Raw genomic sequence first — 15,371 nt, 5'->3', positions numbered from 1 at the left:
GCAGGCAGCTCTCGATGCAACAGACGGGACACCGTGAGGACAGAACGATGACTTTCCGCTCAAAACTTTTTGCAACCGTGGCACTCCCGGTGCTTTCGGCCTCGCTGATCGCGACGCCGGCGCTCGCCGATGCCCTGATGAAGCCTTTCGAGGTTGCGCAGGAGAGCTCGGACCAGGGCCAGCCGAGCGAAGAAGAACTGCTCCTGCAACAGCAGCAGGAACAGCAGCGCGCGGCGGAAGAAGAATCCCAGCGCGCCGCCGAGGAGCAGCAGCGCCAGGCCGAGGAACAGCAGAAGGCTGCCGAAGAGGAAGCCCAGCGCGCCGCCGAAGAGCAGCAGAAGGCCGCCGAAGAGGAGGCCCAGCGCGCGGCGGAAGAGCAGCAGAAGGCTGCCGAGGAAGAAGCCCAGCGCGCCGCGGAAGAGCAGAAGGCCGCCGAGGACGCCCAGCGCCAGGCCGAGGAACAGAAGGCCGCGGAAGAGCAGCAGGCTGCTGAAGAGCAGCAGAAGGCTGCCGAAGAGGAAGCCCAGCGCGCCGCCGAAGAACAGAAGGCGGCCGAGGACGCCCAGCGTCAGGCGGACGAGCAAAAGGCCGCAGAAGAGCAGAAGGCTGCCGAAGAACAGCAGCAGCAGCAGACCGAAGAACAGCCGCAGCAGCCGGCCGAGGAACAGCAGGCCGAACAGCCTGCCGAGGGCGAGCAGCCGGCGGTAGCCGGCGAGGAAACCCCGGCCGAGACCGGTACGGAGCAGCCTTCCACCGCGGAGACGGGCACGGAACAGCCGGCGACGACCGAGGGCGGCACCGAGCAGCAGCCTTCCACGGCCGAGACCGGGACGGACCAGCCCGCGACGGAAACCGGCACGGAACAGCAGCCTTCGACCGCTGAAACCGGCGAGACGCCGGTAACCGAGCCGGTGCCGGAAGTGGTCGACACGCTGACGGAGGAGCAGAAGCAGGAAATCGCCGAAGATCCGGGCCAGACCGACGAAACGGTCGTGCTGCCGGTCGAGAACGGCGCCGCGGTGCTCGACAGCGACAAGGATGCCGACAATGCGGGCGGCCAGACGAGCCGCGAAGAACGCCGCAAGAAGCGCGAGGAACTGCGCGCCGAGGAAGAGACCGCTCCGCTGCCGGAAACGGACGTTTCGGCGCAGGCCGCGATCTCCGAAGAGGTGCGCGAGGCCGTGCCGCAGAAGATCGAGGCCGCGATCAAGGAAGATGGCGAGCGTCTCGATGCCGCTCCGGTCTTCGAGGTGCCGCAGACGACCAATATCGTCAATAACACCATCGTGAACAATACGATCGTCAACAACAATACGGTCAATAACACCGTCAACAACAACAACACGACGATCGACAACAGCGTCACCCAGGTGAACGTGGTCGAGCAGATCGACAACCGCACCGTCCTCGAGGTCGGCAACCAGCTCGTCGTGCGCGGCGACGACCGTCCGCGCCTGCGCCGGGATTCGGAAGAGGTCTATTACGACAACCTCGCCCGCGGCCGCGTTCGCGAGACCATCACGCGTCCGGGCGGCGTCCAGATCGTGACGATCTACAACCGCTACGGCGATATCATCCAGCGCTCGCGAGTGGGCCGTGACGGGCGGGAATACATCCTCGTCTATGCGCCGGAACGGGAAGACGATTCGCCGCGTCCCGATTTCGTTGACGTCGGCTACGAGCTGCCGCCGATGCGCCTGCGCATCCCGGTGCGCGATTACATCATCGACACGTCTAGCGATCCGGACCGCGACTACTACGACTTCCTCGCCGAGCCGCCGGTCGAGCGTGTCGAGCGCGTCTACACGATCAACGAGGTGAAGCACTCCGCCCGCCTGCGTGACAAGGTGCGCCGCATCGACCTCGACACCGTGACCTTCGCGACCGGAAGCGCGGAAGTGCCGATGTCGCAGGCCCGTACCCTGCGCAAGGTCGCCGATGCGATGCAGAAGGTGCTGGACAAGGATCCGGGCGAGACCTTCCTGATCGAAGGCCACACGGATGCCGTCGGCTCGGACAAGTCGAACCTCGTCCTGTCCGACCAGCGCGCCGATTCGGTCGCAAGCCTGCTCACCGAGGTCTACGGCATTCCGCCGGAAAACCTGCAGACGCAGGGCTATGGCGAACGCTTCCTGAAGGTTCGCACCGAGACCGCAGAACAGCAGAACCGCCGCGTCACCATTCGCCGCGTGACGACGCTGATCCGCCCGGTCGCCAGCGCGAACTGATCGCACGGGCATGAATGCGCAAGGCCGCGGGAGAAATCCCGCGGCCTTGCGTGTTTTGTCGATGGCCGTCAGGCGGGTTTCGTCAGGCCGGTGATCGCGACGACGAAATCGGCGATGGCCGCGGTGTCGTCGAGGTCGAAGACGGGCAGGGCCGTGTCCGGCACCGCATGATCGGCGGCGATGGCGGCGATGTGCGGGTCCTCAGGCGCAAGCGGCGTGCGGTTGGCCGCCTCCAGCCGGCGCGCCTCGATCTTCGGGATCGGCTCGCGCTTGTAGCCCTCGATCAGCACGAGGTCGCAGGGGGCGAGGCGGGCGAGGATTTCCTCGAAGGAGGGTTCTGGTGCGCCGCGCAGCTCGTGCATGATGGCATAGCGCGTACCGGAGACGATGGTGACCTCATGGGCACCCGCCTGCCGGTGGCGGTAGCTGTCGGCGCCGACCTTGTCGATGTCGAAATCGTGGTGGGCGTGCTTGATGGTCGAGACGCGGTAGCCGCGCGTCACGAGTTCCGCAACGAGGCGGACGGCAAGGCCGGTCTTGCCGGAATTCTTCCAGCCGGCAATGCCGAAGATTTTCGGTCGCGTCATCGTTCGAGCACCCAAAGCCAGTTTTCCGCCGCGTCGAGATCGTCCGGCGTGTTGATGTTGAAGAAGGGGTCGAAATCGCCGCGCGGCGTTTCGACCATGGGGAAGGCGACCTCCCGCGCCTGGTGGCGCTCCAGATAGCTGCGCACGCGCAGCGCCCCGCCGCTGGCAAGCCATTCGGCAAGGTCGTCCATGAGCGCAACGGGCCAGAGCGCGAAGACGGGGTGCGGGCCGCTCGGCGAACGGGCGGCCACGATGCGCTCGGGCATATCGACGGCGCGCGACAGCCGCGCGACGAGATCGCCCGGGAAGAAGGGGCTGTCAGTCGGCACGGTGGCGACGTGGCTCGCGTCGGGGTGGCCGCGCTTCGTGTGATCGAGGGCGGCAAGCACGCCGCCGAGCGGGCCGGACCTCGTGGCGTCGAGGTCGGCGAAGACAGGCAGTTCCTCGCCGGGCTCGAAGAGGACGGGACCGTTGGCATTGACGGCGAGCGCAGAGACCTGCGGGCGCAGGCGCCGCGCGGCGCGGTCGATGAGGGATGCGCCGCCGAGCCGGATGCGCGCCTTGTCCTGCCCCATGCGCGAGGACAGGCCGCCGGCCAGGATCACGCCCGGTATCGCCTCCGTCAGTGCCATCTCGCTCTCCCGACAAACTCGTCGGTAAAGGGTCTAGTCGGTGCTGCCTGTGACGGCAAGCGCTTACGATGTCACGGGGATTCCGGCTTGGATCCTTGCGCGACGGCTTTCGCGCTGCGGCGGTTCTCACGGTAGAAGGTGTAGAGGCCTGAGGCGACGATGATCGCGATGCCGACCGTCATCCAGAAATCGGGCAATTCGCCGAAGAACAGGAAGCCGATGGCGATGGCCCAGATGAGGCTTGTATAGCGAAAGGGCGCGATGAAGGAAATCTCGCCGAAGCGCATGGCGTTGACGATCGTCTGGTAGCCGACCAGCAGCAGCACGCTTGCGCCGGCCAGCCGGCCCAGCACGTCGAGCGGCATCGGCTGCCAGCCGCCCATCGGCACGACGAGCGCGCCGCCGACGACGGTGATGGCGATCGCCGTGACGGCGCTGATGAAGAGGGAGGGAACGTCGCTCCTGATTTTCCGCGTGGCGAGATCGCGCGCCGCCGCGCCGACGACCGAGGCGATGACGTAGATCGCGGCGAGCGAAAAGCCGTCCGGCCCCGGGCGGATGACGATGAGCACGCCGACGAAGCCGGCGGTGATGGCGAGCCAGCGCCGCCAGCCGACCTTTTCGCCGAGGAAGAGCGCGGCGCCCAGCGTCACGGCGAGCGGCAGGGATTGCAGGATGGCGGAGGTGTTGGCGAGCGGCATGGCGCCGAGGGCGGAAACATAGGCGAGCGAGGCGAGGATCTCGGCCGAAAGCCGCAGCGCGACGGCGGGCTGCAGGATGACCCGCCAGGAGCCGAGCGCGCCCATCCACTTGGCGATGACAAGGACGAGGATGCTCGTCATCAGGCCGCGCACGAACAGGATCTGCCCGGTGTTCATGGCATGGGTGACGGATTTGACGAGGGCATCGTTGCAGGTGAAGGCCGCCATGGCGATGACCATGAAGAGCGCGCCCCTGGCATTTCCGAACGAGTTCATGCGGGTGATTCCAACCTGTCTTCCTCCCTCATAGGACCAATAGGGGCGGCTTGCCATCACCGGTTCGCCTGGAACAATCGGGGTGGGTGCCGAAAGCGTGGGCAAATGGCGCGATTTCGGGCGCAATGGTATGATTTTTCCGGCGCAACAGCCTGAATTGCTGCCGCTTCCCCGAAGGGTTTCATTAAGTTTCCCAACCTATCGTTACGTCATCCCATTGAACGATCGCATGATGCGACGGGTGAGGGCGCGCCGCCTGATGGAAGATCGGCCGAAGCCCCGACAGCAAAAAACGGCCGCGCTCGCAAGGCGAGCATGAGCGGCCGCTTCGGCTTTGAGACACCCGCGGGGATCTTGGTCGTCAAAAATACGTCGGGGAACCCATGTCCTTCATCGACCGCCTGCTCCAGCAGCGCCGCATCGTCACAAAGGTGCTGCTGTTCGTCATCCCTCTCGTCGCGCTCATCGCGGGCATCGGCCTTGTCGGCTATTTCACCGCGAGCACGCTGAACGGCCACATGACGGTCACGCGCGAGACGATCAACAGCCTCTCGCACTTCCAGAACCTGCGCACGGGATTGCAGGACTTCGTGGATCGGCCCGGGCAGGAGACGCGTGATGCGCTGGGCGCGCGGATCGACGAGCAGGAGGCCGGTATCCAGGACCTCGACGCCCTGCTGCCCGACGCGGCGGAAAAGGCCAAGATCGCCTCGGTCGTCGCGCTCGCGGCGACCATGCGTGGCCAGACCGAGACGCTTTGGTCCATCGATCAGGAACGCAATGCCGTCACCGCCGACCTTGAAGGCGCGCTGGCGGCGATGGCCAAGGACGGCGAATTCGCCGAAAAGCAGATTGGCGTCATCCGCAGCGAATCGGGCGAGAAGGAAGCCTTCGCCAAGGCGCTGCTCTTCGACGCCGCCGCCTATCAGGGCCTTGCCGAGCGCATCGGCAAGTTCCGCAAGCCCGTCGCGCTGGCGATGAAGGCGGAGGACAAGGTGAAGGCGGCTCAGACCTACCTGCCGCAGCTCCTGAAGCAACTCGACGAATCCAAGGCGATCGCTTCCTCGAAAGCGCTGGCGCAGATCAAGCCGTTCGAGACGGAAATCGCCGCGGTGAAGGAAATCCTGGCCAGCGGCGACGATGCCGAGACCAAGAAAACGAAGTTCGCGCCGGTGCTGAGCAAGCTGACGAAATTCGACGCCGACTTCCTCAAGGAGGCCGGCAAGAACTCCGACACGGCCGCCAAGCGCTTCGTCGGCATGGATGCGGAGATCGCGCTCTTGAAGACGCTGATCACGCTGATGGGCGACACGTTCAAGGGCATCGACGAAACGCGTCTGCATATCAGCGAGCTGCACCGCAAGCTCGACCAGACGAGCCGCGATCTCGTGCTCGCCGATGTGAAGGCCGTTTCCGCAAGCGCTGGCGAGCTCGCCAAGCTCGGCGCGAAGAATGCGGCGCTGCGCGACCTTTCGCAGAAACTTGCCCCGTCGCTGGCCAAGATCGAGCAGGGTACGCAGGATCTCATTTCCGTCGGTGAGAAGTGGCAGGCGGCGCGCATCGCGGCTTCCGCCTCGGTCGCCGATGCCAGCCAGACGCTTGAACAGTTCGTTTCCAGCGCCCAGGAAGCCGGCAAGAAGGACAGCCAGCGCTCGGCCAACGTCTCGATCATCGCGATGGTTGCCGGCACGCTGCTCGCCATCATCGGTGGCCTGATGCTGGTCGAGACGCTGCGCGGCCCGCTGAAGCGCGTCACCGAAGCCATGTCGCGGCTCGCCAGCGGCGATCTCGACATCAGCATCGACGGCCGCAACCGCGGCGACGAGATCGGCGACATGGTTCGCTCGGTCGCCGTGTTCCGCGATGCGGCACGCGAAAACGTCCGGCTGGAGCAGGAGGCGGAAGCCCAGCGCCAGCTGACGGCCGAGGAACAGGCCCGTCGCGCAAGCGAGCGCGCCCGCATCGAGGCGGAGCAGACCGAGGCGCTGACCGCGCTCTCCGACGTGCTCGGCCAGCTTGCCGCCGGCAATCTGGAGGAGAGCATGACGGAGGCGCTGGCAGCCGAATATGTCGCCATGGCCCGCACCTACAACAATGCGGTAGAGGCGTTGCGCGCGACCCTTTCGGACGTGCGCGCGACGACGATGGAGATCAACGGCGGCACCGGCAACCTTGCCGCCTCCGCCGACGACCTCGCCCGCCGCACGGAGCAGCAGGCGGCCGCGCTGGAGGAAAGCTCGCGCGCGCTGCGCCAGCTCACCGAAATCGTCCGCTCGACGGCCGAAAGCGCGCAGAAGACCGCCGTCTCCGTCGATGAGACACACAGCTACGCCCGGCGCTCCGGCGAGGTGGTGGCAAAGGCGGTCGATGCCATGGGCGAGATCAACCGCTCCTCGGAGAAGATCAGCACGATCATCGGCGTCATCGACGAGATCGCCTTCCAGACGAACCTTCTGGCGCTTAACGCCGGCGTCGAGGCAGCGCGCGCCGGGGAGGCGGGACGCGGCTTTGCGGTGGTCGCGCAGGAAGTGCGCGAGCTTGCCCAGCGTTGCGCCGGGGCCGCCCGCGAGATCAAGGGCCTGATCTCGGAAAGCTCGGCGCAGGTCAGGAACGGTGTGGCGCTCGTCACCGAGACCGGCGAGGCGCTGAGCGTCATCAACGAGCACATCTCGTCGATCCACACGCTGGTCGGCAAGATCGAGGCCGCCGCCGCGGCCCAGTACGAAGGCATCAACGAGGTGAACCAAGCGGTGAGCCAGGTCGAGCTCATCACGCAGCAGAACGCAGCGATGGTGGAGGAGAACACCGCCGAAATCCACGGCCTGCGCCGCCGCGTGCAGAACCTCAACGAGAAGATCGACCACTTCAAGACACGCGACCTCGACGCCCGGCCCGATGGGGGCTATGGCCAGACCTACGCGGCGTGAGGGGTTGCGCGAAACGAACGCGGCCGGGCGAAAGCCCGGCCGTCTATTTTTTGCAGACTGCCTTCCTCTCCGATAGACAAGGGACAAAAGTCCGCAACCTCTCTTCCGTCATGCCGGCCTTGAGCCGGCATCCAGCCGCGCCGCGTCTGCGGCGCGGGAGACCCTTCATCGCCAACCGCGAAGAGTGAGTCCCTCGCCGCGCAGACGCGCGGTTGCTGGATGCCGGCTCAAGGCCGGCATGACGGAAGAGAGGGTGGCGGAAATTGCGAGCGAAGGAGAGGGGGCGGAAATCGCGGGTGGAGGAGAGGGTGGCGGAAATTGTGGGCGGTGGAGTGCGCCGCCTCCCTACTTGCCTGCCTCGTACACCACGTAGCTTTCCGGCGCTGACGGGTCCTGATCGCCATAGGTCGGATCGACCTCGAAGCGGATGAGCGTGAAATCGCCGTTGCGGAAAGTCCATTGACCGGCATCCCAGGCGTCGCCGATGCCGCGCCAAGCGGTGTGGCTGCTGATGGTGCGGGTCTTTTCGTCGAAGGCGGCATTGACCAGCAGGGCGGTGGCGCGGAAGCCGCGCACCTTCGGCTTGGCCTTCAGCCTGTTGCGCTCGTCATCCGTGTAGCCGTAATCGAGATCGGGCATGGCGAAGGCGATGAGCTGGGGCGTTTCGTCGTCGCTGGTCTTCAGCACGAAGGCGTTGCGGATGTTGTAGGCGCCGGAGCCGCAGAAGAGCTGGTAGAGTTCCGCCTCGACCGCATCGCCGTCCGGGTCGTAGTCGGGCTTGTAGGAGAAGCGGTAGACGGCATGGCCGAAGCCTTCCGCGTCCGGACCGGCCATCGGCACTTCTTCCATGCCGTTCATGTCGCAATTCGCGCCGAGGGCCGCCTTGGCGACGGCTTCGGCGGCGGCGAGGCCTTTAGGGCGCTCCGCGGCGAGCGCCATGGAGGGCAGAGCGGCGCAGAGGAGGACGGAGAGGAAAAGCTTCACCGGAACCTCGCTTTCGACGGGATCAGCCGCCGGTGACGCTCATGTGGCGGGCGACGGCCGGGCGGTTGCGGCGGTCGATGATGAAGTCGTGGCCCTTCGGCTTGCGGCCGATGGCCTCGTCGATCGCCTGGGAGAGCAGGGCGTCGTCTTCGGAGGCGCGCAGCGGCAGGCGCAGGTCCGCCGCGTCGTTCTGGCCGAGGCACATATAGAGCGTGCCGGTGCAGGTGAGGCGCACGCGGTTGCAGCTTTCGCAGAAATTGTGCGTCATGGGCGTGATGAAGCCGAGCCGGCCACCGGTTTCCTCGACGGTGACGTAGCGCGCCGGACCGCCGGTGCGGTAGGCGTTCTCGGTGAGGGTGAAGTCCTCGGCCAGCCGGTCGCGCATTTCCGACAGCGGCATGTAGCGGTCGGTGCGGTCCTCCTCGATCTCGCCCATCGGCATGGTCTCGATCAGGGTGAGGTCCATGCCGCGACCATGCGCCCAGCGCATCAGGTCGGGGATTTCGCGGTCGTTGAAGTCCTTCAGCGCCACCGCGTTGATCTTGATCCTGAGGCCCGCTTCCTGTGCGGCGTCGATGCCCTCCATCACCTTGGAAAGCTCGCCCCAGCGGGTGATCGTCTTGAACTTCTGCGCGTCGAGCGTATCGAGCGAGACGTTGATGCGGCGCACGCCGCAATCGGCAAGCTCGGCGGCATGTTTGGCGAGTTGCGAGCCGTTGGTGGTCAGGGTCAGTTCGTCGAGGCGGCCGTCGTGCACCTTTCGGCCGAGTTCGCGCACCAGATGCATGATGTTCTTGCGCACGAGCGGTTCACCGCCGGTCAGGCGCAGCTTGCGCACGCCCTTGGCGATGAAGATGGAACAGAGCCGGTTCAGCTCTTCGAGCGTAAGGAGATCCTTCTTCGGCAGGAAGGTCATGTTTTCCGCCATGCAATAGGTGCAGCGGAAATCGCAGCGGTCCGTGACCGACACGCGCAGATAGGTGATCGCGCGGCCGAAGGGGTCGATCATCGGCGCGTCGGACTGCGAAAGCGCGTCGGCGCCGCCAAAGGGTCCTGCATATGAATTCAAAACACATCCTCCATCACCGACATGTCGTGCGCCCGGGGCGCGGCGTCAAGCCGATGCGGCAGTTATGACAGCATTTTCAGCCTTGCACATCCCCGGTCTGCGGCATAGTCCTTCACGAAATCGAATGGGAAAGGCAATGGCATGAGCGATCTCTGGCCGACCGAGCTGCGCGTCTCGAAAGACCGCCAGCGTCTCGTCGTCGCCTTCAACGACGGCATGAGCTTCGACCTTTCCGCCGAGCTTCTGCGCGTGCTCTCCCCCTCCGCCGAGGTGCAGGGCCACGGACCGGGGCAGAAGGTGACCGTGCCGGGCAAGCGCAATGTCGCGATTATCTCCATGACGCCGACGGGCAACTATGCGGTGCGCATCGGCTTCGACGATTTTCACGATACCGGCATCTATACATGGTCCTATCTGAGGGAACTCGGGGAAAAGGGCGCCGGGCTCTTCGCCGATTATGAGCGGGAGCTTGCGGAGAAGGGCATGAGCCGCGATATATCCGAGAAGCCGCGATAATCCTGGACTGCCTGCCGAAGGTTGCGTCCACCCAGCGAAGACCGGAGATGGCCTTTGGCAGCAGAAGCGAACGCTAACGATCTCACCCAGGTTGTCGTGCTCCTGGCGGCGGGGGTCGCGGCCGTGCCGGTGTTCAAGAAGATCGGGCTCGGCTCGGTGCTCGGCTATCTCGCCGCGGGCCTCGCCATCGGTCCGTTCGGCTTCGGCTTCTTTGCCGATCCGCAGGCAATCATCCATGTCGCCGAACTCGGCGTCGTGATGTTTCTCTTCATCATCGGCCTCGAAATGCAGCCCTCCAAGCTCTGGGGCATGCGCAAGGATATTTTCGGGCTGGGCGCGTTCCAGGTGCTTGGCGCCATGGCGGCGCTGACGGGCATCGGGCTTTCCTTCGGCTTTCCGCTCGTTCCCTCCTTCGTCGCCGGCACCGGCTTCGTGCTGACCTCCACTGCCATCGTCATGCAGATGCTGCAGGAGCGCGGCACGATGTCGACGCTGAAGGGCCAGCGCATCATCGCCATCCTGCTGTTCGAGGATCTGGCCATCGTGCCGCTGCTCGCCATCGTCGCGCTGCTCGGCACGGGCGCGGCGGCGGCGGATGCGTCTGACCGCTGGCTTGCGGTCGGCATCGCCATCGGCGCCATCGTGGCGTTGGTTCTGGCCGGGCGCTACCTGCTCAATCCGCTCTTCCGGGTGCTCGCCGCCTCCGGCGCGCGCGAGGTGATGACGGCGGCGGCGCTGCTCGTGGTGCTGGGCTCGGCGCTTGCCATGCAGCTTTCCGGCCTCTCGATGGCGATGGGCGCGTTCCTTGCCGGCGTGCTGCTTTCCGAATCCTCCTTCCGCCACCAGCTCGAGGCGGATATCGAGCCGTTCCGCGGCATCCTGCTCGGCCTGTTTTTCCTCGGCGTCGGCATGGCGATCGACCTTGCGGTGATCGCCGCCAACTGGCAGCTCGTCGTGGCGAGCGTCATCGGCTACATGATCGCCAAGACGCTGCTGATCTATGTCGTCGCGCGCCTTGTCGGCACCTGCCACAGCGAGAGCCTGGAGCGCGCCGTGCTGATGGCGCAGGGCGGCGAATTCGCCTTCGTGCTCTATGCCGCCGCCGTCGCCGCCGGGATCCTTGACGGCGAGGAGAACGCCATCCTCACGGCGACGATCATCATCTCGATGATCCTGACGCCGCTGATGGTGATCCTGCACGACCGCATCGTGCCGAAGCAGCAGCCCTCCACCGAGGGCCTGACGCTGCCGGAGAATGTCGAGGGCACGGTGCTGATGATCGGCTTCGGTCGCTTCGGCCAGATCGTCAGCCAGCCGCTGCTGGCGCGCGGCTACACGCTCTCGCTGATCGACAAGGACGCGGAATTCGTGCGCGACGCCTCCGAGTTCGGCTTCAAGGTCTATTACGGCGACGGTTCGCGCATCGACATCCTGCATGCCGCGGGCGCGGCGACGGCCAAGGCGATCCTCATCTGCCTCGACGACAAGGAAGCGGCCGTGAAGATCGCTGAGGTGGTGCGCGATGAGTTTCCGCTGGTGCCGATCCTGGCGCGTGCCTATGATCGCGGCCATGCCATCGACCTCGTGCATGCGGGCGTCGATTTCCAGATCCGCGAAACCTTCGAATCCGCGATGATCTTCAGCCGGGAGACGCTGAAGGCGCTTGGCGAGGACGAGGAACTTGCCGCCGAGGTGGTGGAGGAGTTCCGCGACACCGACAAGGAGCGCCTTGCGCTCGAAACCGTCGGCGGCATCTATGCCGGCCGCCAGCTGATCCGCGGCAATGCGCAGCCGGCCGATATCGTCGCGGCGCGCACCGCGCGCGAACGCGCGGCGGCGGAGGAGGAGCGGCAGCGCCATGCAGAGGAACAGGCCGGCTGAGGACGGGACAATGACAGAGGCCGACGACCAGCGTTTCGCCCATTCCGCGTGCCTTCGCGCGCGCGGCACCGCGCAGGAGGGCAAGGTCGCCTTCGCGGAACTGTTCTTCGACCTCATCTTCGTCCTGACGATCATCCAGCTCTCCCATTCACTGGCTGCGCACTACTCGGCGCTCGGGCTGCTGGAAGCGGCCATGCTGACGCTAGCCATCTGGTGGGTGTGGATCGACACGACCTGGGTGACGAACTGGCTCGATCCGGACAAGGCGCCGGTGCGCGTGCTGCTCTTCGTGCTGATGTTCCTCGGGCTGATGCTGTCGATCGCCATTCCGACGGCCTTCGGTGCCGGCGGCCTGCTCTTCGCGCTCACCTTCGTCGCCATGCAGATCGGCCGCTCCGCCTTCACCGCCTATGTGATGCGGCGCGACTGGCCGGAAAACAGCCGGAACTTCACGCGCATCACGATCTGGACGGTGTTTTCCGCCGTGTTCTGGCTGGCGGGCGCCTTCGTCGGGCAGGAGGCGCGGCTGGCGCTCTGGCTCGTCGCGCTCGGCATCGAATATGTGTCGCCGGCGCTCGGCTTCGCCGTGCCGGGCCTCGGCCGCTCGACGGTCGGCGACTGGCCGGTTTCCGGCGAGCACATGGCGGAGCGCTGCGCGCTCTTCGTCATCATCTGCCTCGGCGAGACGATCCTCGTCACCGGCCGCACGGTCGCCGGCATGGAACTGCTCGACGGCTTCACCATCATCCTGCTCGCCGCCGCTTTCCTGTCGACCGCCACCATGTGGTGGATCTATTTCCGCTTCGGCCACGGCGAGGCGGCGCACGAGATCGAGCATTCGGCAACGCCGGGCCGCATCGCGCGGACGGCCTTCACCTATGCCCATATCCCGATCGTCGCCGGCATCATCCTGTCGGCGGTGGCTGAAGAGTTCGCGCTCGCCCATCCGCACGGCCCGGTCGATTTCAAGACGGCGAGCGCCATCATCGGCGGGCCGGTCGTCTTCCTTCTCGGCAACATCTGGTTCAAGGCGGCGATCCGCGGCCGCTCGCCGCTGTCGCATCTCGTCGGCATTGCGGCGCTGCTTTCGCTTTCGGTCCTCGTCCCGTTCGTCGAACCCTACCAGCTCTTCATGGCCGCCGCCGCGGTGCTGTTCGGCGTCGCGCTGTGGGAATTCCTGTCGCTCAAATCGACACGCGCGGACGACGTGGCGACGGTTTAGGACCGATCGACATTCAGCCCATGCCGGCCTGCAAACGGCACTTTTCCGCGCTTCCGGTGCTCACGTACCGAAAGTACGCTGCGCTCCGGGTCGCGCAAAAGCACCATTTTCGGCTCGGCCTGAACTGAATGTCGATCGGTCCTAGGCCTCTTCCGGCTCGCCCATATCCATCGTCTGGAGGATGTGGATGATGTCCTCCATCGCCTCGGCCACCTGAAGGCAGCGGTCGGCCGGGGTCTGCGACATGATGCGTTCGATGAGGCCGGTCTGGATGGCCATGGCCTGCATCGTGAGGTCGCGGCCGGCCCCGGTCAGCGAAAGGCGCAATATGCGCTTGTCCTTCGCATCGGGCCTGCGTTCGATCAGGCCGCGCTTTTCGAGCTGCGGCAGCAGCATGCTCATGTTCGAGCGGCCGACCAGCAGCTTACGCGCCAGCTCCTGCTGGGAAATGCCGTCGAAGCGGTAGAGATTGATCAGGATGTCGAGATGCGGCGTCTTGATGTCGAGCTCCGAAATCGCCCGGGTCATCGCCTGCTGCATGAGCTGGCAGGCACGCGCCACGCCGATCCAGCTGCGAAAGCGCGGGTGATCCCAAGGGAAGGCTTGATTTTTGTTCATCGTTGTACTTTATTGTTCAGCATTGAACATTTTTTACGGAATCCCACTATGGCATCCTTTGGCTTGAAGGTCATCCGTCTGGCGCTTTCCGGCGTCGCCAAGGTTTCTCCCGATGCGGCCGGCCGCGCCGCCTTCCGCCTCTTCGCGACGACGCCCGGCCGCCGGCCGCGCACGGCGAAGGAGAAGGAGCTGTTCGCGCGCTCCCAGGCGTGGATGCAGCAGGCGGAGCATGTTGAGCTGCGCTTTGCCGGCGGCACGGCGGTCGCGCACCGCTTCGCCGCGCGTCCCTGCGAGGCCTTTGCCGGCCGCGTGCTCGTCGTGCACGGCTGGGGCTCGCGCGCGGCCTATCTTTCGGCGCTGACGGAAGGGCTCGTCGCCGCCGGGCACGAGGTGGTGGCGCTCGACCTGCCGGGCCACGGTTCCTCGCGCGGGCGCACGCTGACCCTGCCAATGGCGGTGCGGGCGATCGACGCGGCCTGGCAGCGGTTCGGCGGCTTCGACTATTTCTGCGGCCATTCCTTCGGCGGGGCTTCGCTGGCCTGCGCGGCGAGCGGGCTCGTTCCCTCCGTTCCCGCCCACCGGCCGCGCCGGCTCGTCACCATCGGCTCGCCGAGCGAGATGACCTGGCTGTTCAAGGATCTCGGGCGCTTCCTGAAACTTGGCGCCAGGGCGCAGGATGCGCTGGAAGGCCATGTCGAGCGCATCGCCGGAGCGCCACTCTCGGCCTTCGATGCGGCGAACGGGGCAGGGCGGCTGGAAACGCCGATGCTCGTCATCCATGCGGAGGACGACAAGGAGGTGCCGGCAATGCATGCCCGGCGCTATGCCGCATCCGGGCCGAACGTCACGCTCGAATGGGCGAACGGCCTCGGCCACCGCCGCATCGTCTCGGCCGAGCCGGTGATCGACCGCATCGTGGATTTCTTCGCGCAGGACGGGCGGCGCATCGCCGCCTGACGGCTTTTCGTCACGGCCATGTCATGCAAGGGTGCGATGCGCCGCGAGGAGCAGAGCACAGGAGGAAAGCATGGCCATCGTGACCTCGGTCGACCAGTTGAACGCGCTTTACGGCGCGCCGGGCGAAGCCTCGCTCGTCAAGGTGACGAACCACCTGCTGCCCGAATATCGCGCGATGATCGAGGCCTCGCCCTTCATGGCGCTCGCCACCGTCGGGCCGGAAGGGCTCGACTGCTCGCCGCGCGGCGATGCGGGCGCCGTCATCCACATCGAGGACGAACGCACGCTGATGCTGCCGGACTGGCGCGGCAACAACCGCATCGATTCGCTCTCCAACATCGTGCGTGACCCGCGCGTGGCGTTGATGTTCCTCATTCCCGGCTCCAACACGACCATGCGCCTCAACGGCCGCGCCGTCGTGCGCATCGACGAAGCGATCACGCAGCGCTTCGTCATGGACGGCAAGCATCCGCGTTCAGTCGTCGTGATCACCATCGAGGAGGTCTATTCGCAATGCGCCCGGGCCGTATTGCGCGCCGACCTCTGGAACCCGGAGAAATTCCGCGATACGTCCCTGCTGCCGACGGTGGGTCAGATGCTCGCTTCGGCCAAGGCGGGTTTCGATGGCGCAGCCTATGACCGGGAATGGCCGGGCAGGGCCGTCAAGACGATGTGGTGAGGGCTGCGAATATCCTGCCGCCCCGACCCGTCTTGTCATTGATTGTGAACGGCTTCGGCCGGATTTTGGAGTAGGAAATGCGGACAGGAATTTT

13 protein-coding genes are annotated in these 15,371 nt (G+C 65.9%); 7 read left to right on the top strand and 6 right to left on the bottom strand.

Annotated features, from left to right (window positions below; all coding sequences use genetic code 11):
• Positions 1 to 47 precede the first annotated feature (47 nt).
• Positions 48 to 2,228: an OmpA family protein gene (locus tag Q9316_RS10320; protein WP_306035073.1), complete on the top strand. Its 2,181-nt coding sequence runs from the start codon at positions 48 to 50 to the stop codon at positions 2,226 to 2,228.
• Between the two features lie 68 nt (positions 2,229 to 2,296).
• Here the strand turns inward: Q9316_RS10320 and mobB are convergent, their stop codons facing one another.
• The 3 genes from mobB to Q9316_RS10305 form a co-directional block, all read right to left on the bottom strand.
• On the bottom strand, positions 2,297 to 2,815 hold the full coding sequence (gene mobB / locus Q9316_RS10315; protein ID WP_306035072.1) for a molybdopterin-guanine dinucleotide biosynthesis protein B: 519 nt from the start codon (positions 2,813 to 2,815) through the stop codon (positions 2,297 to 2,299).
• A complete protein-coding gene (mobA, locus tag Q9316_RS10310; RefSeq protein ID WP_306035071.1) occupies positions 2,812 to 3,447 on the bottom strand; it encodes a molybdenum cofactor guanylyltransferase MobA in 636 nt (211 codons plus the stop codon). The genes mobB and mobA overlap by 4 nt, the downstream gene beginning before the upstream one ends.
• A 71-nt stretch (positions 3,448 to 3,518) precedes the next feature.
• Complete coding sequence (locus Q9316_RS10305; RefSeq protein WP_306035070.1) at positions 3,519 to 4,424, bottom strand: DMT family transporter; 906 nt, start codon at positions 4,422 to 4,424, stop codon at positions 3,519 to 3,521.
• A gap of 383 nt (positions 4,425 to 4,807) precedes the next feature.
• On the opposite strand from Q9316_RS10305, the gene Q9316_RS10300 reads away from it, so the two are divergent.
• Complete coding sequence (locus Q9316_RS10300) at positions 4,808 to 7,351, top strand: methyl-accepting chemotaxis protein (RefSeq protein ID WP_306035069.1); 2,544 nt, start codon at positions 4,808 to 4,810, stop codon at positions 7,349 to 7,351.
• Positions 7,352 to 7,696: 345 nt separating this feature from the next.
• Here Q9316_RS10300 and Q9316_RS10295 read toward each other — a convergent pair whose 3' ends face one another.
• Positions 7,697 to 8,335 (bottom strand): DUF1176 domain-containing protein, encoded by a 639-nt coding sequence (locus tag Q9316_RS10295; RefSeq protein WP_306035068.1) that lies wholly within the window; start codon positions 8,333 to 8,335, stop codon positions 7,697 to 7,699.
• Positions 8,336 to 8,357: 22 nt separating this feature from the next.
• Complete coding sequence (gene moaA / locus Q9316_RS10290; protein WP_306035271.1) at positions 8,358 to 9,344, bottom strand: GTP 3',8-cyclase MoaA; 987 nt, start codon at positions 9,342 to 9,344, stop codon at positions 8,358 to 8,360.
• Between the two features lie 201 nt (positions 9,345 to 9,545).
• Here moaA and Q9316_RS10285 point away from each other — a divergent pair, with 201 nt between their 5' ends.
• Genes Q9316_RS10285 through Q9316_RS10275 form a run of 3 tightly spaced genes read left to right on the top strand, consistent with a single transcriptional unit; the run spans position 9,546 to position 13,023 of the window.
• Positions 9,546 to 9,920, top strand: a complete 375-nt coding sequence (locus tag Q9316_RS10285; protein ID WP_306035067.1) for a DUF971 domain-containing protein — start codon at positions 9,546 to 9,548, stop codon at positions 9,918 to 9,920.
• A gap of 54 nt (positions 9,921 to 9,974) precedes the next feature.
• Positions 9,975 to 11,801, top strand: coding sequence for a monovalent cation:proton antiporter-2 (CPA2) family protein (locus Q9316_RS10280; protein ID WP_306035066.1), 1,827 nt, complete (start codon positions 9,975 to 9,977; stop codon positions 11,799 to 11,801).
• Between the two features lie 10 nt (positions 11,802 to 11,811).
• Entirely contained in the window at positions 11,812 to 13,023 is a 1,212-nt protein-coding gene (locus tag Q9316_RS10275) for a low temperature requirement protein A (protein ID WP_306035065.1), read from the top strand.
• Between the two features lie 141 nt (positions 13,024 to 13,164).
• Here the strand turns inward: Q9316_RS10275 and Q9316_RS10270 are convergent, their stop codons facing one another.
• Positions 13,165 to 13,641, bottom strand: coding sequence for a MarR family winged helix-turn-helix transcriptional regulator (locus Q9316_RS10270; protein ID WP_306035064.1), 477 nt, complete (start codon positions 13,639 to 13,641; stop codon positions 13,165 to 13,167).
• 48 nt (positions 13,642 to 13,689) lie between these two features.
• Between Q9316_RS10270 and Q9316_RS10265 the strand changes: the two genes are divergently transcribed.
• Together Q9316_RS10265 and Q9316_RS10260 are read left to right on the top strand one after the other, a co-directional pair.
• On the top strand, positions 13,690 to 14,598 hold the full coding sequence (locus Q9316_RS10265; protein ID WP_306035063.1) for an alpha/beta hydrolase: 909 nt from the start codon (positions 13,690 to 13,692) through the stop codon (positions 14,596 to 14,598).
• Between the two features lie 70 nt (positions 14,599 to 14,668).
• Complete coding sequence (locus tag Q9316_RS10260; RefSeq protein ID WP_306035062.1) at positions 14,669 to 15,277, top strand: pyridoxamine 5'-phosphate oxidase family protein; 609 nt, start codon at positions 14,669 to 14,671, stop codon at positions 15,275 to 15,277.
• The last annotated feature ends 94 nt before the right edge of the window (positions 15,278 to 15,371 follow it).

It is taken from the genome of Shinella zoogloeoides (genome assembly GCF_030733845.1).
In the GTDB taxonomy this organism is placed as follows: domain Bacteria; phylum Pseudomonadota; class Alphaproteobacteria; order Rhizobiales; family Rhizobiaceae; genus Shinella; species Shinella zoogloeoides_C.
This window is presented reverse-complemented; position numbering and strand designations above follow the sequence as displayed.